This window comes from Geodermatophilus sp. DSM 45219 (assembly GCF_900104025.1).
Classification (GTDB): domain Bacteria; phylum Actinomycetota; class Actinomycetes; order Mycobacteriales; family Geodermatophilaceae; genus Geodermatophilus.
The window spans coordinates 536833-556402 of sequence record NZ_FNIQ01000002.1 but is presented as its reverse complement, the minus strand read 5'-3'; the positions used below and the strand labels follow the sequence as shown (position 1 = coordinate 556402).

The following is a 19570-nucleotide window of genomic DNA, read 5'->3' as shown; positions in this document are numbered from 1 at the left end:
GCGAGGACGGCAGGATGGCGGCATGGCCCTGCCCCCTCCGATCTCACCCGGCATCGTCGGCGTCGCCGGCCGCGTGGCCGAGCCGGTCGACGTCCGCACCGCCGACCTCCGGCTGGGCGGGCGTCCGCTGCCGGTGACCAGCCCCGCGCGGGTCTACGTCTGCGGCATCACGCCCTACGACGTGACCCACCTCGGGCACGCGGCGACGTTCGTGTGGGCCGACGTCCTCGGGTCGGTGCTCCGGCTGGCCGGCGCGGAGGTGGTGACCAGCCGCAACGTCACCGACGTGGACGACGTGCTGACCCGGGCCGCCGACGCGCGCGGCCGGCACTTCGACGAGTTCGCGCTGAGCCAGGAGTTCGCGTTCGAGCAGGACATGCGCGCCCTCGGCGTGCGGCCGCCGACGCACGCGCCGCGGGCCCGGCACCACGTCGCCCACGTGCAGCAGCTGGCGGCGGCGCTGCTCGCGGGCGGGGCGGCGTACGAGCGGGAGGGACACGTGTTCTTCCGCGGCGCCGGGGCGGTGAGCGCTGCCGGGCTCGAGGTCGGCCGCGCCCGGGAGCTGGCCGCCGAGTTCGGCGACGATCCGGACGACCCGCTGCGCGACGACCCGCTCGACGTGCCGGTGTGGCGGCCCTCCGGGGAGCGCGACCCCGCGTGGCCCTCGCCGTGGGGCTGGGGGCGGCCGGGCTGGCACGCGGAGTGCGCGGCGATGGCGACGGCGACCCTGGGCCGCGGGGTCGACGTCCTGGTGGGCGGCGCGGACCTGGCGTTCCCGCACCACGCGCAGCAGGCCGCCATGGCGGAGGCGGCGTCGGGGGTGGCGCCGTTCGCGCGCAGCCGGGTGCACGTCGGTGCGGTCGCGCAGGACGGCGCCAAGATGGCGAAGTCGACCGGGAACCTGACCCTGGTCGCGGACCTGCTGCGCGTGACCAGCGGGCCGGTGCTGCGGCTGCTCGTCCTCGACCGGCCGTGGTCGCAGCCGTGGGAGTACCGGCCGGAGCTGGTCGACGCGGCGTCCGCGCGGCTGGACGCGCTGTTCTCCGCCGCCGGCCGGCCCGGCTCGTCGCCGACGGCGAGCCGGGCGGTGGTCGACCGGCTGCTCGACGACCTCGACGTGCCGGGTGCCCTCGAGGTCGCGCTCACCGACGGCGGGGACGCCGCCCGCCAGCTCGTCCGGGTGCTCGCGCTGGGCTGACGTGCAGGTCCGCGTAGAGGAGCACGGGGTCCACACCTGCCACGTCGTCGCGCCACCGGTCGGGGACGGCGGCGCGCTGGTGCTCCTCGTACAGACGGCCGATCCCGTCCCCGGGCTCCTCCGGCGTCCCCGTCGCGGTCACGGCCACCATCGTGCTGACCGGACCGCCGACCCTGCCGCGGGCGTGGGTCGTTGCGCGGGGTCGGTCGGTCAGAAGGGTGGTGGGTCGTCGGTGGGGTCGGGTGCCGGTGGTGGCTGGTCGGGTGGGCGGGTGAGCACGCGGGGGCCGGTGAGGTGCAGGCCGGGTGGCCGGCTGGTGCGGGTCACCCCGCTCGGGGTGGTGACGGTGAGGATCCCGTCGGCGGTGATGGTGTGGGTCCAGCCGGGGGCGAAGGTCTTGAGCCGGTGGTGGCGGCGGCACAGGCAGCACAGGTTGGCGCAGTCGGTCGCGCCGCCGGTGGCGTGGGGGATGACGTGGTCGGCGTCGGCCCACACCGCTTTGTTGGTGCAGCCGGGGTGGCGGCAGGTGCGGTCCCGGGTGCGGATGAACCGCCGCTGGGCGGCGGTGGGCGGGTAGGCGCCGGTCGGCGGCGGCCGGCCGATGACCGGGCAGCCGCAGCCGGCCGCCGGGTGGGTGGGGCAGCCGCGGCGGGCGGCGGCGCGCAGCTCGCGCAGGGTGGCCACCGCGGTCAGCGCGCCGCGGTCGTCGGTGAACGAGAACTGCAGCGTCCCGCCGGGCGGGGCGGTGAGGCCGATCGCGTCGAGCTGGGCGAGCAGGTCGCGGACGTGGGCGGCGGTGATCGGCACCCCGGCCACCGCCCCGGTGGGCTGCCCGACCGCGCCGGGCCGCGCAAGGGCCGGGAGCACGGGCGAGCCGGCGGCCAGGAACCGGTCGGGCGTGAGGGCGCCGAGGGGCACCTGCACCTCCAGGTGCGCGGCCACCGGGTCCGGGGCGGCCCAGGGGCGCAGGATCAGGTCGGCCAGCACCCCGGAGCGCAGCATCCCGAGCGGGCGGGCGTCACCGGCGGTCTTGGCCCGCCGCGCGAGCGCGTCGATCTGGGCGTGGCAGGCGGCGGCCAGCTCGTCGGTCATCCCGGCGACCAGCTCGCTGACCCCGTCGGCCACCGGGCGGCGGCGCACGTCCACCGCGCGTTGGGCGCGCGCCCGGGCCCGGTCGACCGCGGCGGCGTCCCGGGCGGCCAGCTCGGCGCGCAGCCGGTCCCGCAGCCGGCGCACCGACAGCCCCGCCGCGTCCGGGAGGACGGCGGCCTCGACCGCGGCGAGCACCTGCGGGTGGGTGCCGCGCACCTTCTCGCCGAGTTCCTCGGCGATGGTGCGGGCGCGGGACCAGTCCAGCCGGCCCTGCGCGAGCGCGGCCAGCGTGGCGCGCAGGGTGAGGGTGAGGGTGGAGGCGTGCTCGGCCAGCACACTGGCCGCCTGCCGGGAGCAGTGCAGCACCAGCGCCAGCTCGTCGGCGAAGAACTCCGACACCCCCGCGCGCGCACCGGGGCCGGGCACCGAGCCGTCCCCGGCGGGGGCACCCCGCTGGCCGGGTTGGCGGTCCAGGGTGTCGGGGCGGTCGGCGGCGAACGCCGCGACCAACTCCACCTCGTACGCGGCCAGCTCGGCCTTCAGCTGCTGCACCCGCTCCAGCTCGGCGGCCTTCTCCTCCGCGGTGCGGGCGTAGACCGGCAGCACCTCGGCCAGCACCGGCGACCCGACCACCGGCGGACCGAAGGCAGCCGGTGCGAGGTCGGCCACCGTCAGGCCGACCCCGAACCCCCCGCCGAAGAACATGCCCCCAACCTAGGGCGGGGGTACGACACTTTCTGGCCGCTGACCAGCAAAGATGCCGTCGATGCCAGGGTCTTTTCCGCGACTCGCGTAGACGCGCCACACGGCCGGCCACCGCGAGTGATCAACGGACCACCAGCCGCCGACGATCATGGAGTTGTCGCCCGCGATGGGCGCGTACACGCCGTGGCAGCGCGCAGCGACCCGATGATCAACACGCGGGGAGCGGATGAGGGGTCCCTCTCAGCGGGACGCGAAGTCAGCCGGCGGGGCCAGACCCCGGTCGGGTGACAGGAGGGCGCGGACGCTCAAGGCGTCCGCGCGCCGGGTCGATCACCCGGGAGCCGGGTGGTCGACGGCCGGCAGGAGTCAGGCGGCGCGCAGTACGGAGGGGCCCGCCTGCGGTTGCGCCGTCGGCCTGGCCGGCACGGGCACGCTCCAGCGCATCTCCATGTGTCGGTGCCCCGCGGCGTCGACGACCGGGACCCAACGAACTTGCGGACACTGGTTGGTACGCATGGCAGCCACCTCTCGTTCACCTGATGTTCACCATTGTGACACCAGGCACGCCTTGCGAGAAGCCGACATGCAGAAGCTGACCCGAAAGGGGGGTCAGAGCCAGCTGACCACCGAGGCGCCGACGGCCACGTACAGCAGTCCGCCGGGCACGACGCCGACCAGCGTCCCGAGCGCCGCTGCCTGCCACCGGACGCTGGACAGCCCGGCCGCGTAGCTGACCATCCAGAACGGCACCGGGCTCATCCGCGCGACCACCACGGACAGGAAGCCGCGCCGCCGGAACAGCCGGTCGGCGCGGGCCAGCCGGGGGCCGGTGATGCGGGCGACGGCGTCCCGCCCGAGGTGCCGGCCGAGGACGAACCCGCCCAGGCCGCCCAGCCAGCCGGCGACGACCGCCACCGCGAGCCCCGGCCCGAAGCCGGCCGCGGCACCCAGCAGCAGCGAGGTCGCCGTCCGGGGGATCGGGGTCATCAGCGCGCCGGACACCCCGAGGACGACCGCCGTCCAGCCCAGCGGGCCCGCGCCGTCCAGCCAGCCCTGCAGCGCCGGCACGCCGGGCCGGTCGACCGTCAGCGCCACGACGACGGCCACCGCGAGGAGCAGGCCGAGGACGGCGAGCCGCAGCCACGGCCGGCGCGACGGCTCGTCCGCGGCCCCGGGCTCTACCGGCACGGCCGGCGGGGTCCGGGGCGGGGCAGCACGACCTCCACGCTACGGGCGTGCCCGGAGAACCCGGTTGCGGGAACTGCGACGCTGGCGGCGATGACCGAGCGCTTCCTCGTCGACTTCTTCTACGCCCAGCAGCTCGGTCACGCGATCGAGGCGCTGCAGTACTGCGTCGGCCACGCCGCCGCCGTCCCCGGCCGCGAGGTGTCGGTGCTGCTCAACGCCGCCACCCCGACCGAGCTGGCCACCTGGTGCCCGGCCGTGTCCGCGGTCTTCCCCGTGGCCGCGCCGTTCCTCGAGCCGGACCCGCACGCGCGCGAGCGGCTGGCCGGCGTCCCCCGCGACTGGGACCGGGTCGTCGACGACACCCGCCGCCACCAGCCGTTCCAGCTCGACCTCTTCCCCGGGATGCGCGACCACTACGCCGCCTCAGACGCGCACCTGCGGCCGCGCACCGGGCGGTCCGTCGTCGGCGCCGACCGCGCCGGCTACCTGCCGCACCAGCCGGTGCGCCTCGACCTGCCGGTCGCCGCCCGGGAGGCCGCGACCCGACGGCTCGGCGGCGACGCCCGCCCGCGGATCGCCGTCCTCCCGGCCGGGTCGAGCGACCCGTCGCTGTACCCCTCCGTCGGCTCCTGGCGGCTGGTGCTCGACGCGCTGGCCGCCGCCGTCCCCGGCCTGCAGCTCGTCCTGCTCGGCCGGCTGGCCCGGGACGAGCGGAGCTCGACCAGCTGGGGTCGGGACGACGTCGACGCGCTGCTGGCCCACCGGTCGCACCCGGTCGACTGCGTCGACGTGCCGCTGGCCGAGCAGCTCGCCGTGGTCGAGGCCTGCGACATCCTGCTCGCCCCGCACTCCGGCTTCGGGATGGCCGCCCTCGCCGTCGGCACGCCTTGGCTGGCGCTGTCGGGCGGGCGCTGGTTCGAGTACTGGTCGAACTCCGGCGTCCCGTTCCGCTCGGTGCTGCCCGACCTGCAGCGCTACCCGGCGTTCAGCCAGTTCGACCCGGCGGACGTCGTGGTCGACGGCGACGACGGCCCGCGGACGCCGAGCATGACGCGGGCGCGGGTGCGCGAGGACCTCGACCGCCTCGTGGCCGCGGCCCGCGAGCTCCTCGCGGGAGACCTCACCCACGAGCAGGCGCTGCGCGACTACCACCGCGACCTGCGCGCGGCCGTCGGCGGGGACGCGGTCTGGTCGATCGACGGCGTGCACGCGGCGTACCCCTGACCCGGTTGGATGGTGCCGTGTCACACAGCCGGCTGGTCAGGGACGCGACCGTGGACGACGCCGCGCGCTGCGCGGAGATCTACGCGCCCTACGTCCGCGACACCGTCGTCTCCTTCGAGCTCGAGCCACCGACCACGGCGGTGATGGCCGGCCGCATCGAGGCCGCGCTCGCGCGGCACGCCTGGCTGGTCCTGGAGGACGGCGGCCGCGTCGTCGGCTACGCCTACGGCTCGACCTTCAACGCCCGGGCCGCCTACGACTGGTCGACGTCGGTGAGCGTCTACACCGAGATGGGCCGCCGGCGCACCGGCGGGGGCCGCGCCCTCTACACGGCACTGCTCGACCGGCTGGCCGCCCGCGGCTACCGCACCGCGCTGGCCGGCATCGGGCTGCCCAACGACGCCAGCGTCGGGCTGCACACGGCGATGGGCTTCGAGCCGGTCGGCACCTACCGCCGGGTGGGCTGGAAGCTCGGTCGCTGGCACGACGTCGCCTGGTACCAGCGCCCGCTCGGCGACCCGACGGACGACGCCCCGCCGGAGCGTCCCGGACGCACCGTGGACACGTCCGCCGGCGAGGGAGATACTAGGACGTCCAACTAAATCGGCGCGGCCGCGCAGGTCGGCGTCCGACCCCCGGGAGCGGCATGCCGTCCGACCTGCACGTCCCCACGCACCCCGTCCGGTTCGTCACCGCGGCCAGCCTGTTCGACGGCCACGACGCCGCGATCAACGTGATGCGCCGGCTGCTGCAGAGCCAGGGCGCGGAGGTGGTGCACCTCGGGCACGACCGCAGCGTGGACAGCGTCGTGCGGGCGGCGCTGGAGGAGGACGTGCAGGGCGTCGCGATCTCCTCCTACCAGGGCGGCCACGTCGAGTACTTCGGCTACCTGGTCGAGCGGCTGGCCGAGGCCGGCGCCGGGCACGTCAAGGTCTTCGGCGGTGGCGGGGGCGTGATCGTGCCCGAGGAGATCGCCGCGCTGCGCGAGCAGGGCGTGCGCATCTTCAGCCCGGAGGACGGCCAGCGCCTGGGCCTGCCCGGGATGATCAACGAGCTGATCCGCGAGTGCGACGTCGACCTGACCGAGCAGGGGCCGGACGTCGAGGCCCTGCGCACCGGCGACCCGGCCGCGCTCGCCCGCGCCATCACGGTGCTCGAGTCCGGCCGCGACGCCGACCTCGCCGCGCGGGTGCGGCAGGCGGCCGACGGCCGGACGGTGCCGGTCCTGGGCATCACCGGCACCGGCGGCTCGGGCAAGTCCTCGCTCACCGACGAGCTGCTGCGCCGGCTGCGCACCGACCAGGAGGACAAGCTGCGGGTCGCCGTCCTCGCGATCGACCCGACCCGGCGCCGCGGCGGCGGGGCACTGCTCGGCGACCGCATCCGGATGAACGCCCTGGAGACCGGCGAGGGGTCGCACACCTTCTTCCGCTCGATGGCCACCCGCAACGCCGGCGCGGAGACGCCGGAGCACCTGGACGACGTGCTGTGCGCGGTCAAGGCCGCCGGCTTCGACCTGGTGGTCGTGGAGACGCCGGGCATCGGGCAGGGCGACGCCGGCATCGTGCCGTTCTCCGACGTCGCGCTGTACGTGATGACGCCGGAGTTCGGTGCCGCGTCGCAGCTGGAGAAGATCGACATGCTCGACTTCGCCGACGTCGTCGCGATCAACAAGTACGAGCGGCGCGGGGCCGAGGACGCCCGCCGCGACGTCGCCCGGCAGTTGGTGCGCAACCGCGAGGCCTTCGGGCAGCCGTGGGAGGACATGCCGGTCTTCGGCACCAGCGCCGCCCGGTTCAACGACGACGGCGTGACCGCGCTGTACCAGCACCTGCTCGGCCTGCTCGTCGACGAGGGCCTGCCCGCGGGCGCCGGCGTCCTGCCGGGGGTCGACGTCAAGGCGTCGTCCGGCCTGACCAGCGTCGTCCCCGCGCAGCGCGCGCGGTACCTGGCCGAGATCACCGACGCGGTGCGCGGGTACCACGCGGCGACCGAGGCCCAGGCCGGGATCGCGCGGCGCCGGCAGCACCTGACCACGGCCGCCGAAGTCCTCGGCGGGGACGCCGCCGAGGCCGCCCGGGCCGCCGCGGAGGCCGCCGCCCGCGAGCTGCTGCCCGACGTGCGCGCGCTGCTCGACGAGTGGCCGGCGCGGGTCGAGGCGTACTCGGGCGAGGAGTACGTCTACACGGTGCGCGGCAAGGAGATCCGCACCCCGCTGACCCGCGAGACGCTGTCGGGGAACCGGGTGCGCCGGGTGTCGCTGCCCCGCACGCAGGACGACGGCGAGCTGCTGCGCTTCCTGCGCAGGGAGAACCTGCCCGGCGGCTACCCGTTCACCGCCGGCGTCTTCCCGTTCAAGCGCTCCGGCGAGGCGCCCGCGCGGATGTTCGCCGGCGAGGGCGACGCCTTCCGCACCAACCGCCGGTTCCAGATGCTGTCCGCGGGCAACGAGGCGACCCGGCTGTCCACGGCGTTCGACTCGGTCACCCTCTACGGCCGCGACCCCGACCCGCGCCCGGACGTCTACGGCAAGGTCGGCACCTCCGGCGTCTCCATCGCCACCCTCGACGACATGGAGGTGCTCTACAGCGGCTTCGACCTGTGCAGCCCCACCACCTCGGTGTCGATGACCATCAACGGCCCGGCGCCCGCGGTGCTGGCCATGTTCCTCAACACCGCGATCGACCAGCGGCTGGATCGGTTCCGCGCCGACGAGGGCCGCGAGCCCGACGCCGCCGAGGTCGAGGAGGTCCGCGCGTTCGTGCTGTCCACCGTCCGCGGCACGGTGCAGGCCGACATCCTCAAGGAGGACCAGGGCCAGAACACCTGCATCTTCTCGACCGAGTTCGCGCTGCGCTGCATGGCCGACATCCAGGAGTGGTTCATCGACCACCGGGTGCGGAACTTCTACTCGGTCTCGATCTCCGGCTACCACATCGCCGAGGCCGGGGCGAACCCGATCAGCCAGCTGGCCTTCACCCTCGCCAACGGCTTCACCTACGTCGAGGCCTACCTCGCCCGCGGCATGGCGATCGACGACTTCGCACCCAACCTGTCCTTCTTCTTCTCCAACGGCATGGACGCCGAGTACTCGGTGATCGGCCGGGTCGCCCGCCGCATCTGGGCGGTCGCGATGAAGGAGCGCTACGGCGCCGGGCCGCGGTCCCAGCAGCTGAAGTACCACGTGCAGACCTCCGGCCGGTCGCTGCACGCCCAGGAGATGGACTTCAACGACATCCGGACGACGCTGCAGGCCCTCTGCGCCATCTACGACAACGCCAACAGCCTGCACACCAACGCCTACGACGAGGCGGTGACCACGCCGTCGGAGCACTCGGTCCGCCGGGCGCTGGCCATCCAGGTGATCATCGACCGCGAGTGGGGGCTGGCCGGCAACGAGAACCCGCTGCAGGGCTCGTTCGTCATCGAGGAGCTCACCGACCTGGTCGAGGAGGCGGTGCTGGCCGAGTTCGACCGGATCGCCGAGCGCGGCGGGGTGCTGGGCGCCATGGAGACCGGCTACCAGCGCGGCAGGATCCAGGACGAGTCGATGCTCTACGAGCACCGCAAGCACGACGGCAGCCTGCCCATCGTCGGGGTCAACACCTTCCTCGACCCGCACCGCGACGAGGCGCCCCCGAAGCCGCTGGAGCTCGCCCGCGCCACCGAGGCGGAGAAGCAGTCGCAGCTGCAGCGGCTGGCGGACTTCCACGCCCGGCACGCCGACGAGGCACCGGCCGCGCTGGCCGAGCTCCAGCGCGCGGCCACCGAGGGCGGCAACGTCTTCGCCGCGCTGATGGACGCCGTCCGGGTCTGCTCGCTCGGCCAGATCAGCGACGCGTTCTTCGAGGTGGGCGGCCAGTACCGGCGCAACGTCTGACCGTGCACCCCCCGCCTGACCGGTGCCAATATCGCGATAAAGGCACCGTCGACGACCTCGGCCACCCGGTCGACCTGCTGCGGCCGCCGCGGCGGGTGGTCTCGCTGGTCCCGTCGCTCACCGAGGCGCTCGCGGTCACCGTGCCCGAGCGGCTGGTCGGCGCCACCGACTGGTGCACCCACCCGGCCGGGCTCGACGTCGCCCGGGTGCGGGGCACCAAGAACCCCGACCGGGCGGCGGTCGCGGCACTGGCCCCCGACCTGGTCGTCGCCAACCGGGAGGAGAACCGGCGGCTGGACGTCGAGCGGCTGCGGGCGGCCGGCGTCCCGGTGTGGGTGACCGTCATCGAGTCGGTCGACGAGGCGCTGACGTCGATGCGGCGGCTCTTCGGCGAGGTGCTCGACGTGGGGGAGCCGGCCTGGCTCGCAGAGGCGGCCGCAGCGTGGTCGCAGCCGCCGCCGGCGACTGCTCTCCGGGTCGCCGTCCCGGTCTGGCGCGACCCGTGGATGGTCGTCGGGCCCCGCACCTTCACCGGCGACGTGCTGGCCCGGCTGGGGCTGGTCAACGTCTTCGCGGACGCGGAGGACCGCTACCCGAAGGTGGACCTGCCCGAGATCGCGACCGCCGGGCCGGACGTCGTCGTCCTGCCCGACGAGCCCTACCCCTTCACCGCGGACGACGGGCCCGAGGCCTTCCCGGGCACCCGCACCGCGCTGGTCTCCGGCCGCGACCTCACCTGGTACGGCCCCTCGCTCGGCCCGGCACGCGCCCGGCTGCTGGCGGCGACGCGCGGCTGACCTGGGGTCCGGCCCGGCGTCGCGACGGGGACGGGGCACCTGGGGTTGCCGGTGACACCGAGCCTGGGAGTCCGCTATGAACTGCCTGGGAGTTCGCCGTGAACACGGTCCGTTCCTCCTCCACGCCGCCCGACGGCCCCGAGCCCCCGGTCCCGGGGCCGCGGCGACGTGGGAGCACGCACGAGCACGTCCGCACCACCTCGCCTCAGCCAGGTGGGCGCCCTCCCCGGGGACCGCGAGACCTCGGACGCCGAGGAGACGAGGAACAGCCGTGAAGACCGTCAGCGCACTCCTGCACTCCCAGCCCGGCCGGTACGAACCGACCGAGGTCGACCTGGACGGCCCCCGGCGGGGTGAGCTGCTGGTCCGCATGGTCGCCGCCGGGCTCTGCCACACCGACGACCACGTGGCCGTCGGCGACTCCCCGGCGTTCCGGCTGCCCATAGCGGGCGGCCACGAGGGGGCGGGGGTCGTCGTCGAGGTCGGCCCGGACACGCCGGGGTGGGCCGAGGGCGACCACGTGGTGCTGTGCTTCACGGCGGTCTGCGGCGAGTGCCGGATGTGCTCGACCGGGCAGCAGAACCTCTGCGACCTCGGCGGGCGGCTCTTCACCGGCGCGCGGCTCGACGACCCCACCAGCTTCCGGATGAGCCACCGGGGCCGCCCGGTGGTCCAGGCGCACGGGGTCTCGGCGCTGAGCCGGCACACGGTCGTCGACGTCCGGTCGGCGGTGAAGATCGACCCCGACGTGCCACTGGAGCGGGCCGTGCTGGTCAGCTGCGGGGTCGCCACGGGGTGGGGGTCGGTCACCCGCATGTCCGACGCCCGGGCCGGTGACGTGGTGGTCGTGATGGGCGTCGGCGGGGTCGGCACCAACAGCGTGCAGGCCGCCTGCGCCATCGGGGCCCGTGCGGTGATCGCCGTCGACCCGGTGGAGTTCAAGCGGGAGACCGCCGTGCGCTTCGGGGCGACGCACACGGCCGCGACGATGGCCGAGGGCACCGCCATCGCCCGGTCGCTCACGCAGGGCCAGGGCGCCGACGCGACCATCGTGACCGTCGGGGTCGTGGACGGGAACCACATCGCCGAGGCGGTCGACTCGATCCGCAAGGGCGGCACGGTCGTGCTCACCGGGACCGGCGGGATGCGGCAGGGCGGCATCCCGATCAACACCACCATGTTCACGGTCTTCCAGAAACGGCTCCAGGGGGCGCTGTTCGGCGGCTGCAACCCGCGGTGGGACATCCCGAACCTGCTTGCCCAGTACGCGGCGGGCACGCTGGAGCTCGACGCCCTCGTCACCCGCACCTACACCCTCGACCAGGTCGCCCAGGGGTACGACGACATGAAGGCCGGGACGAACATCCGGGGGCTGGTCCTCTTCGAGTGAGGGAGCCCTGCCCCCGTCACCCGCGAGCTCGCGAGGGGACCCTGCAGGGGGCCTGCCCGGCTACCCTCCGGCGATGACGGTGCTGCCCCTCCCGGCCCGCGGACGCTGGGTGTGGGACGCCCGCGACCGGGCCCGCGCGGTCCGCGTGGCCACCCACGACGAGGTCGGCCTGCTCAACCTGAGCATGTGGCGCGACGACCTCTGCGTGGGGACGGTGAAACTGCGACCGGACGAGGCCGCGGACCTGGTGGGTGCGCTCACCGAGGGCCTCGCCCGGCTCGCGGCCGACCGTCCGGCCGCGGTCGCGGCGGGGGAGACGGTGCGGCTGGCCGCGCTCGAGCACCGGCTCGCCGGCCTGGAGGCGCGGCTGGCCGAGCCGGTCTGGCGGCGCGCGGCGCGGGCCGTCGCGGACTGGGCGGCCCAGCCGCTGGGGCGCCGCGGCTGGATCCTCAGCCGGGCGGTCGGACCCGGACCAGGTTCATCGCGGTCATGGTCAGCACGACGGCGCCGTCCTGGCGCAGCAGCGTGATGGCGGTGCGCACCAGCCCGCGGTCGGGTCTGGAGCGGGACGGCCGGGCCTCGGCGACCGTCGTCCGCAGCGTGAGCTCGTCACCGGGGCGCACCGGCGCCACCCAGCGGAGCTCGTCGATGCCGGGGGAGCCGAGGCTGGAGACGGGGGAGAGGTACTCGTCGGCGAGCAGCCGCATCACCAGCGCGCACGTGTGCCAGCCGCTGGCGATCAGCCCACCGAACGGTCCCGCCGCGGCCGCCTCGGCGTCGACGTGGAACGGCTGCGGGTCGAACCGGCGGCCGAAGTCGACGACGTCGTCCTCCGTAACCCGCAGCGGTCCGTGCTCGGACGTCGTGCCCGGGACGTAGTCGTCGAACCAGCGCTCGTCGCTCACCCGGCCGACCGTAGGGCGTCGTCGGTGTCCACGGGGGGCCGGATCGCGATCGCGCCCGGCGGTCGATACGGTCGTTCCTGAGCCACGACTCGGTCACCGGCCGTAGAGCACGGTCGGGGGTCGAGCGGACGTCGAGCAGCACGGGGGACGGAGGTGCTGATGGACATCCCTGCCATGCGGGCGAGCTTCGCCAAGGCGGCAGCGGCCGGCGACGAGGCGCCGCTGTACTTCTACTCGCACCTGTTCCTGAGCCACCCCGAGACGCGGCGACTCTTCCCCGTGTCGATGGCCCACCAGCGCGACCGGCTCTTCCAGGCACTCGGCGACGTGGTGGCCTACGTGGACGACCTCGACCGCCTGGTGCCGATCCTGCAGGCGCTGGGCCGCGACCACCGCAAGTTCGGGACCGTCGCCGAGCACTACCCGGCCGTCGGCGCCAGCCTGATCGCCACGCTCCGGCACTTCGACGACGAGTGGGACGCCGCACTGGAGCAGAGCTGGACGACGGCCTACGGGCTGGTCGCCCAGGTGATGGTGGAGGCGGCCGAGGAGGCCTCCGGCCAGCCGCCGTGGTGGGACGCCGAGGTCGTGGGGCACGAGCGCCGGACCATCGACACCGCGGTCCTGTGGCTGCGGCCCGAGCCGGAGTTCCCCTACGAGGCCGGCCAGTCGGTCTCGCTGGAGACCGACGTGCGGCCCAAGCTGTGGCGCTACTACTCGCCGGCCAACGCCCCGCGCCCGGACGGACTGGTGGAGATCCACGTCCGGGCCTACGACGGCGGACCGGTCGGTGCCGCCCTCGTCCGCCGGGTGGGCAAGGGCGACGTGCTGCACCTGGGGCCACCGGTGGGCCACATCGCCTTCGACGCGGAGTCCGACCGCGACCTGCTGCTGGTCGCCGGCGGCACCGGGCTGGCCCCGCTCAAGGCGGTGGTCGACCACGTCGCCCGGATCGGGCCGCCGCGGCGGGTCGACCTGTTCGTCGGCTCCCGCACCGAGGAGCGCATCTACGACCGGGCCGACCTCGAGCGCCTGGCGGAGGAGCACGCGTGGCTGACGGTGACCTTCGCCGTCTCGGCCGACGACCTGTCACCGCTGGAGCAGGGCGACGTCGGGGAGGTCGTCGTCCGGCACGGTCCCTGGTCGAGCCGGGACGTCTACGTCGCCGGGCCGGCCGCGATGGTCCAGGACACGACGACGCGGCTGGTGCAGGCCGGCGTCCGCCCCGAACGGATCCGCAGCGAGGTCTTCGCGCCCAGCCGGCTGGGTCCCAGCCTTGACGGAGAGGTCACCGAATGAGCATCCAGCCCCACCAGCCGGAGCGCGTCGAGCGGCGGATGAGCCCCCGCGACGTGCGCAGCGTGCAGCTGCCGCGCGCCACCATGCTGCGGCCCGGGTACAACGACGTCGAGGTCGACCGCTTCCTGGACCGGGTGGCCGACGAGCTGGCCCGGCTGCACGCGGACAAGGCGGAGCTCCGCGATCAGGTGCGCGCCCTGCAGGAGGAGGTCGCCGGTGCGCCCGTGCCGGAGGCGCCGAGCGACCAGGCCGTGCGCATCCTGGCCACCGCGCAGCAGACCGCCGACAGCTACGTCGCCGAGGCCGAGGACTTCAGCCGGCAGATGACCGCCGACGCGCGGGCGCAGTACGAGGAGCAGGTGCGACGGGCGCGGGAGAACGCCGGCGCCATCATCCAGGCCGCGCAGGAGGCCGCGGCCCGGATGACCGCCGGGGAGCGTCCTGCCACGGTCGACGCCCCACCGCGCAGCACCCAGGAGCTCGAGGAGCAGGTGGCCTACCTCAAGGCCTTCGGCCAGGCGTGCCGGACGCAGCTGCGCGCCTACCTCGAGGCGCTGCTCGTCGACGTCGAGACCGAGTGGGGCCGGGCGCACCCGGGGGCACTGCCGCCGTCGGCACCGCGGGGGATCCCGGCCGGGAGCTCCCGGGCCCCGGCGCCGAACGTGGCACTGGAGGCGCCGCGCGACGACAACGGCGGCGGCGACGAGGGTGCCGGATCCGGCCAGCAGAGCGGGGTCGGGCGTTCGGTGCGGTGACGGCTCGCGCCGGGCCGTCCGGGCCGGCGACGCACCGACGGCCGCGGGCAGGGGACTCCCGCGGCCGCGACGACGACGAGGAGAGGAAGCCTGCATGCTGTCCGACCGTGCCCGCCCGGTGGTGGAGGCGACGCTGCCCGTGGTGGCCGACCACATCGGCGAGATCGCGCAGCGGTTCTACCGGCACCTGTTCGACGCCCATCCCGAGCTGATCGACGGGGTGTTCAACCGCGGCAACCAGGCCGAGGGCACCCAGCAGGTCGCGCTGGCCGGGTCGGTGGCCGCCTTCGCCAGCACCCTGGTGCAGACCCCGGAGCAGCTGCCCGAGCAGCTGCTGAACCGGATCGCGCACAAGCACGCCTCGCTCGGGATCCGGCCCGACCAGTACCAGGTGGTCCACGAGCACCTGTTCTGGGCGATCGCCGACGTGCTCGGCGACGCGGTCACCCCGGAGGTCGCCGCCGCCTGGGACGAGGTGTACTGGCTGATGGCCTACGCCCTCATCCACCAGGAGCGGGGCCTGTACAGCGCCCGGGGGGTGCGCCCCGAGACGGTGTGGCGCGACTGGCGGGTGGCGGAGAAGGTCGCCGAGAACGACGACGTGGTCACGTTCCGGTTGGCGCGGATCGACGACCGGCTGGTCAAGACCTCCCTGCCCGGCCAGTACGTCACCGTGAAGGTGCAGATGCCCGACGGGGTCCACCAGCCGCGGCAGTACAGCCTGACGGCCGCCGACGACGGCGAGCACCGGCAGTTCTCGGTCAAGCGGGTCCGCGGCGGCGACCAGCCCGACGGCGAGGTCTCCAACCACCTCTGCGACCGCGTGCAGGTCGGGGACACCCTGACCATGTCGCTGCCCTTCGGTGACGTGGTGCTCGACGACTCCCGGCCGGCCGTGTTCGTCAGCGCCGGCATCGGCGTCACCCCGATGGCCGGCATGCTGTCCCACCTGCGGCAGGCCGGCTCCGGGCTGCCGATCACCCTGCTGCACGCCGACGCCGACGAGGCGTCGTTCGCCCTGCGCCGGCAGGTGCTCGCCGACCTCCGCGCCCTGCCGAGGGGGAGCGTGCACGTCTGGTACGAGTCCGGCGGCCAGAGCGAGCTGCCGGTCGACGGGGTGCACGCCGGGACCATGGACCTCGACCGTGTGGAGCTCCCCGACGGGGCGGCCTACTACCTGTGCGGGCCGCTGCCGTTCATGCAGGCCGTGCGCAGCGCCCTCGTCGCGCGCGGCGTCCCGCCCCGGGACATCCAGTACGAGGTGTTCGGCCCCGACCTGTGGCAGGCGGACTTCCAGGCCGAACCCGCGCCGGGCAGCGACGCGGCCGCCTGAGCTCCCCGCGACCCGGACGGGCCGGCCGGGCGGGCGTCGTCGGCGTCCGGGCACGCGGGGTTACGGTGCGACGGTGCTGCCGCCCACCGGCCCCCTGGCGGGGATCCGCGTCGTCGAGCTGGCCGGGCTCGGTCCCGCGCCCTACGCCTGCCTGCTGCTGGCCGAGCTGGGCGCCGACGTCGTCCGGGTCGACCGTCCCGGCGGCGGCACGCAGCTGGTGCCGCCGGAGCGGGACGCGCTGAACCGCAGCCGGCCGTCGGTCGCCGTGGACCTCAAGAGCCCGGCCGGCCGGGACGTCGTCCTGCGGCTGGCCGGGTCCGCCGACGTGCTGGTCGAGGGGCTGCGCCCGGGCGTCACCGAGCGGCTCGGCGTCGGCCCCGACGACTGCCTGGCCCGCAACCCGCGGCTGGTCTACGCGCGGATGACCGGCTGGGGGCAGGACGGGCCGCTCGCCGACCGCGCCGGGCACGACATCAACTACCTCGGCCTCACCGGCGCCCTGCACGCCATCGGGACGGCGGAGACGCCGGTGCCCCCGCTCAACATCGGCGCGGACTTCGGCGGCGGGTCGCTGTTCCTCGTCGTCGGCGTGCTCGCCGCGCTGCTGGAGCGGCAGACCAGCGGGCGCGGCCAGGTCGTCGACGCGGCCATGGTGGACGGCGCGAGCTCGCTGGTGACGATGGTCCACGGCCTGCTGGCGGCCGGCCGGTGGACCGACCGCCGCGCGGCCAACCTGCTCGACGGCGCCGCCCCCTTCTACGGCGTCTACGCCTGCGCCGACGGCCGGCACGTCGCCGTCGGCGCGATCGAGCCGCAGTTCCACGCCCAGCTGCTGGCGGGCCTGCGCATCGACCCCGCCGAGCACGGCGGGCAGCTGGACGTCGCCCGGTGGCCCGAGCAGCGCGCGCGGATCGCCGCGGTCCTCGCCGGCCGCACCCGCGACGAGTGGGCCGACGCCTTCGCCGGCACCGACGCCTGCGTGACGCCGGTGCTCGGGCTGACCGAGGCGCCGCACCACCCGCACCTCGCCGCCCGCGGCACCTTCACCGAGCGCGACGGGCACCCGGAGCCCGCGCCGGCGCCGCGGTTCTCCCGCACCCCGGGCGCGGTCCGCGGGGCACCGGGCAGGCCCGGGCAGCACACCCGCGCGGCGCTGGCGGCGTGGGGCTTCGGCGACGACGAGCTGGCCGGGCTGCTGGCGTCCGGGGCCGTCGTCCAGGCGGACGGGGAGGAGCAGACGTGAGCGGGCTCGTGGGCGAGGAGGTGCGGGTCGAGCGGCGGGACGCCGTCCTGGTGATCACGATCGACCGGCCGCAGGCGCGCAACGCGCTCACCCGCGCCGTCGCCGAGGCGGTCGCCGCGGCGGTCGACGAGCTCGACGCCGACGACGGGTTGCGCGTCGGCGTGCTCACCGGAGCCGGCGGCACCTTCTCCGCCGGCATGGACCTCAAGGCGTCTCACACGTACAGTGGACTACCTCACCGCCGTCGCAGGGGGAGTCCGAGCATGGCAGAGCGACCGGTACGAGCCGCCATCTACGCCCGCATCAGCGACGACAAGGAAGGCCGCGAGCACGGCGTCACCCGCCAGGTCGAGGACTGCCGTGCCCTGGCCGAGCGGCTGGGCTGGACCCTGCACCCCGAGATCGACCCGGTGTTCGTGGACAACGACATCTCCGCCTCGACCAAGAGCCGCAAGCGCCGACCGGCGTTCGACCGGCTGCTGGCCGCAGTGGGAGCGGGCGAGGTTGACGGGATCTTGTACTACTCCAACTCCCGACTGACCCGGCGCCCCGCTGAGTACGAGACGGTCATCAAGCTGGTCGAGGACACCGGCGTCCGACTGGCCACCGTCGCCTCCGGTAGCGCCGACCTCACCACCGCAGACGGGCGCATGATCGGGCGCATCCTCGCCGCCCAGGACGCAGCGGAGGCGGAGCGCATCGGAGAACGGGTCTCCCGAGCCTTCCAGCAGCGCCGGGACACCCACAACCGGCCATCCCCGGTGGGCCGATCCTTCGGCTTCGAAAAGGGCGGGGAGATAGTCAAGCCGGACGAGGCAGAGGCCATCCGCCTGGCGGCCAAGCTCATCCTGGACGGGGCCAGCCTCAACGAAGTAGCGCGGGTGTGGATGGAGAACGGCACCAAGCCGATTCGCGGGGAGAAGTGGTTCCGCACCACCGTCCGCTACACCCTCATGCGTCCCCGAAATGCCGGCCTCGTCTCCTACAAGGGCGAGATCCTCGGTGAAGGCAGCTTCGATGCCATCCTGGACCGCGACACCTGGGAACGGATGTGTGCCGCCATCTCTGACCGATCTAGTCTCTCGCGGGCACAATACAAGGGGCGAGAGAACCTCCTGTCCGGACTGGCCTACTGCGGCGTCTGCGGGCACCGGATGATCGTGCATGTGTTCCGGGGCGAAGACGGGGCGCCGCTGCCGAAGTCCGTTGTGCAGTGCGACAAGGGGACCGGGCACGGCTGCGGACGCGTCTCGCGCAACCTGGCGGCTCTGGAGGCATACGTCTTCGCGGTAGTCGATGCCAGGTTGGCCGATGTGCGCCCCCTCGACCCGGCCGAAGGAACCACCGCCGAAGCACAGGAGTTCGCGCGCCTCTCGGCAGAACGGGAGGCTGCGGAGGCGCGCATCGCCACCCTGCGGGAGCAGTACGCCGCCGGGGACATCGACTCGGTGGACTTCGTCCCGATCCTGCGGTCGATGCGAAACAAGGTCACCACCCTGGATGCTCAGCTCCGCGACTTCGAGGTCACCGGGTCGCCATTGGGTGCCGAGGACGTTCTGGCAGCCTGGCGGGAGGGTAGTTTTGAGGAGCGCCGCGAGATCCTGGAACTGCTGATTGCTCAGATCGTGCTGCACCCGATTGGCAGAGTAGGCCCGGTGCGCGCCAAGCAGATGGTCCCCGCCACTACCGAGGTGCTGTTCGGCTAAGGAGCGTCACGCTGCCTTGCTGGTCCGGCGGGTACGCGCTGCGATGTCCAGCAGCCGACGCCTCGCCACGTCATTGATCGGTGGCGCGGACCGCACGAGCTGATCAGCAGCGGCTGCGTACATCTTCTCCAGGTCGCCCACGCCATCAAGTGTCGGCGGGATAAGCGGCACTGTCAGTCAACCCGAATTGTCCTGCCTTAACCGACCTACGGCCCTCGTCAACGCGACGGGGGCCGTTCTCGTTGTGCAGTGGGCAGCCTGTGAGGGCGGCTTCACGGGCTCCGGAGTGGTGCCCAGAAAAAGTTTTCCGATTGTCAACCGCATGCGACCTGTGCGAATAAAGAATGGTACCCGAAAAAGGGCCAGACTGAGTGAGACTGAGTTAGAAGTCGTGTATTGTTATTGGTGTCAGGCACACCAGCCAGCGCGAGGGAGTCACCCAATGACCCGCACCGAAAACCACGAAGGATTCATCACCATCAAGGAGGCCGCTGACATGCTCGGCGTCGTCCCGATGACCGTCTACCGCATGTTCGACCGAGGCCAGCTAAACAAGCACAAGGACCGCCGCAACAACTACTCGGTCTGGATCAAGCAGGAGGAGGTCGAGGCCCTTCTCGTTGGTCCGCAGATCGAGTCCCGTTAAGCCAACAACCTCGGCACAAGGAAAGGGCCACACCCGACGACTGCCGAATGTGGCCCCAGGTCAGGTCCAGCAACCCGACCGACTCCTACTCACTGCCGTCAGCAGGCCCACACACCAGAAAGGACCTCACTAACATGACAAACACTAGTCTACCGCACCGCGACCTGGCAACCGGTCGATCCAGCGGCGGCGTTAACTTCTACGACTTC

17 protein-coding genes are annotated in these 19570 nt (G+C 74.0%); 13 read left to right on the top strand and 4 right to left on the bottom strand.

Annotated elements, in window-relative coordinates; all coding sequences use genetic code 11:
* The first annotated feature begins 22 nt into the window (after positions 1-22).
* Positions 23-1198: a cysteine--tRNA ligase gene (locus BLR12_RS07655; protein WP_091375726.1), complete on the top strand. Its 1176-nt coding sequence runs from the start codon at positions 23-25 to the stop codon at positions 1196-1198.
* A gap of 210 nt (positions 1199-1408) precedes the next feature.
* On the opposite strand, the gene BLR12_RS07650 is transcribed toward BLR12_RS07655, so the two are convergent.
* Both BLR12_RS07650 and BLR12_RS07645 read right to left on the bottom strand, forming a co-directional pair.
* A complete protein-coding gene (locus tag BLR12_RS07650) occupies positions 1409-2995 on the bottom strand; it encodes an HNH endonuclease signature motif containing protein (RefSeq protein WP_091375723.1) in 1587 nt (528 codons plus the stop codon).
* A gap of 609 nt (positions 2996-3604) precedes the next feature.
* The gene (locus BLR12_RS07645; RefSeq protein WP_091375720.1) at positions 3605-4183 is read right to left on the bottom strand and encodes a TVP38/TMEM64 family protein; all 579 of its coding nucleotides are present in this window, start codon (positions 4181-4183) and stop codon (positions 3605-3607) included.
* Positions 4184-4273: 90 nt separating this feature from the next.
* Here BLR12_RS07645 and BLR12_RS07640 point away from each other — a divergent pair, with 90 nt between their 5' ends.
* The 6 genes from BLR12_RS07640 (at position 4274) to BLR12_RS07615 (ending at position 12003) form a co-directional block, all read left to right on the top strand.
* Positions 4274-5407, top strand: coding sequence for a hypothetical protein (locus tag BLR12_RS07640; protein WP_091375718.1), 1134 nt, complete (start codon positions 4274-4276; stop codon positions 5405-5407).
* Positions 5408-5424: 17 nt separating this feature from the next.
* Positions 5425-6009: a GNAT family N-acetyltransferase gene (locus tag BLR12_RS07635; RefSeq protein ID WP_255363356.1), complete on the top strand. Its 585-nt coding sequence runs from the start codon at positions 5425-5427 to the stop codon at positions 6007-6009.
* A 44-nt stretch (positions 6010-6053) separates the two neighbouring features.
* Positions 6054-9287: a fused isobutyryl-CoA mutase/GTPase IcmF gene (gene icmF / locus BLR12_RS07630; protein ID WP_091375716.1), complete on the top strand. Its 3234-nt coding sequence runs from the start codon at positions 6054-6056 to the stop codon at positions 9285-9287.
* 2 nt (positions 9288-9289) lie between these two features.
* Entirely contained in the window at positions 9290-10084 is a 795-nt protein-coding gene (locus tag BLR12_RS07625) for a helical backbone metal receptor (RefSeq protein ID WP_091375713.1), read from the top strand.
* Between the two features lie 271 nt (positions 10085-10355).
* On the top strand, positions 10356-11474 hold the full coding sequence (locus BLR12_RS07620; protein ID WP_091375710.1) for an NDMA-dependent alcohol dehydrogenase: 1119 nt from the start codon (positions 10356-10358) through the stop codon (positions 11472-11474).
* A 73-nt stretch (positions 11475-11547) separates the two neighbouring features.
* Positions 11548-12003 carry a hypothetical protein gene (locus BLR12_RS07615; RefSeq protein ID WP_091375708.1) on the top strand — a complete coding sequence of 152 codons (456 nt, stop codon included), beginning with the start codon at positions 11548-11550 and terminating at the stop codon, positions 12001-12003.
* Here the strand turns inward: BLR12_RS07615 and BLR12_RS07610 are convergent.
* A complete protein-coding gene (locus tag BLR12_RS07610; RefSeq protein ID WP_091375705.1) occupies positions 11924-12379 on the bottom strand; it encodes a MaoC family dehydratase in 456 nt (151 codons plus the stop codon). The genes BLR12_RS07615 and BLR12_RS07610 overlap by 80 nt on opposite strands.
* Before the next feature lie 159 nt (positions 12380-12538).
* Here BLR12_RS07610 and BLR12_RS07605 point away from each other — a divergent pair, with 159 nt between their 5' ends.
* The 5 genes from BLR12_RS07605 (at position 12539) to BLR12_RS07585 (ending at position 18715) form a co-directional block, all read left to right on the top strand.
* Entirely contained in the window at positions 12539-13678 is a 1140-nt protein-coding gene (locus tag BLR12_RS07605) for a globin domain-containing protein (RefSeq protein ID WP_091376582.1), read from the top strand.
* Positions 13675-14433: a DivIVA domain-containing protein gene (locus BLR12_RS07600; RefSeq protein WP_091375702.1), complete on the top strand. Its 759-nt coding sequence runs from the start codon at positions 13675-13677 to the stop codon at positions 14431-14433. Before BLR12_RS07605 ends, BLR12_RS07600 begins: the two co-directional genes overlap by 4 nt.
* A 94-nt stretch (positions 14434-14527) precedes the next feature.
* Entirely contained in the window at positions 14528-15766 is a 1239-nt protein-coding gene (locus BLR12_RS07595; protein WP_091375699.1) for a globin domain-containing protein, read from the top strand.
* A 73-nt stretch (positions 15767-15839) separates the two neighbouring features.
* Positions 15840-17009: a CaiB/BaiF CoA transferase family protein gene (locus tag BLR12_RS07590; protein WP_091375696.1), complete on the top strand. Its 1170-nt coding sequence runs from the start codon at positions 15840-15842 to the stop codon at positions 17007-17009.
* Complete coding sequence (locus BLR12_RS07585; RefSeq protein WP_176832408.1) at positions 17006-18715, top strand: recombinase family protein; 1710 nt, start codon at positions 17006-17008, stop codon at positions 18713-18715. The genes BLR12_RS07590 and BLR12_RS07585 overlap by 4 nt, the downstream gene beginning before the upstream one ends.
* Before the next feature lie 6 nt (positions 18716-18721).
* On the opposite strand, the gene BLR12_RS25150 is transcribed toward BLR12_RS07585, so the two are convergent.
* Positions 18722-18856 carry a hypothetical protein gene (locus BLR12_RS25150; RefSeq protein ID WP_255363355.1) on the bottom strand — a complete coding sequence of 45 codons (135 nt, stop codon included), beginning with the start codon at positions 18854-18856 and terminating at the stop codon, positions 18722-18724.
* Between the two features lie 301 nt (positions 18857-19157).
* Between BLR12_RS25150 and BLR12_RS24415 the strand changes: the two genes are divergently transcribed.
* Positions 19158-19361, top strand: coding sequence for a helix-turn-helix domain-containing protein (locus BLR12_RS24415; protein ID WP_176832407.1), 204 nt, complete (start codon positions 19158-19160; stop codon positions 19359-19361).
* Positions 19362-19570: the final 209 nt, after the last annotated feature.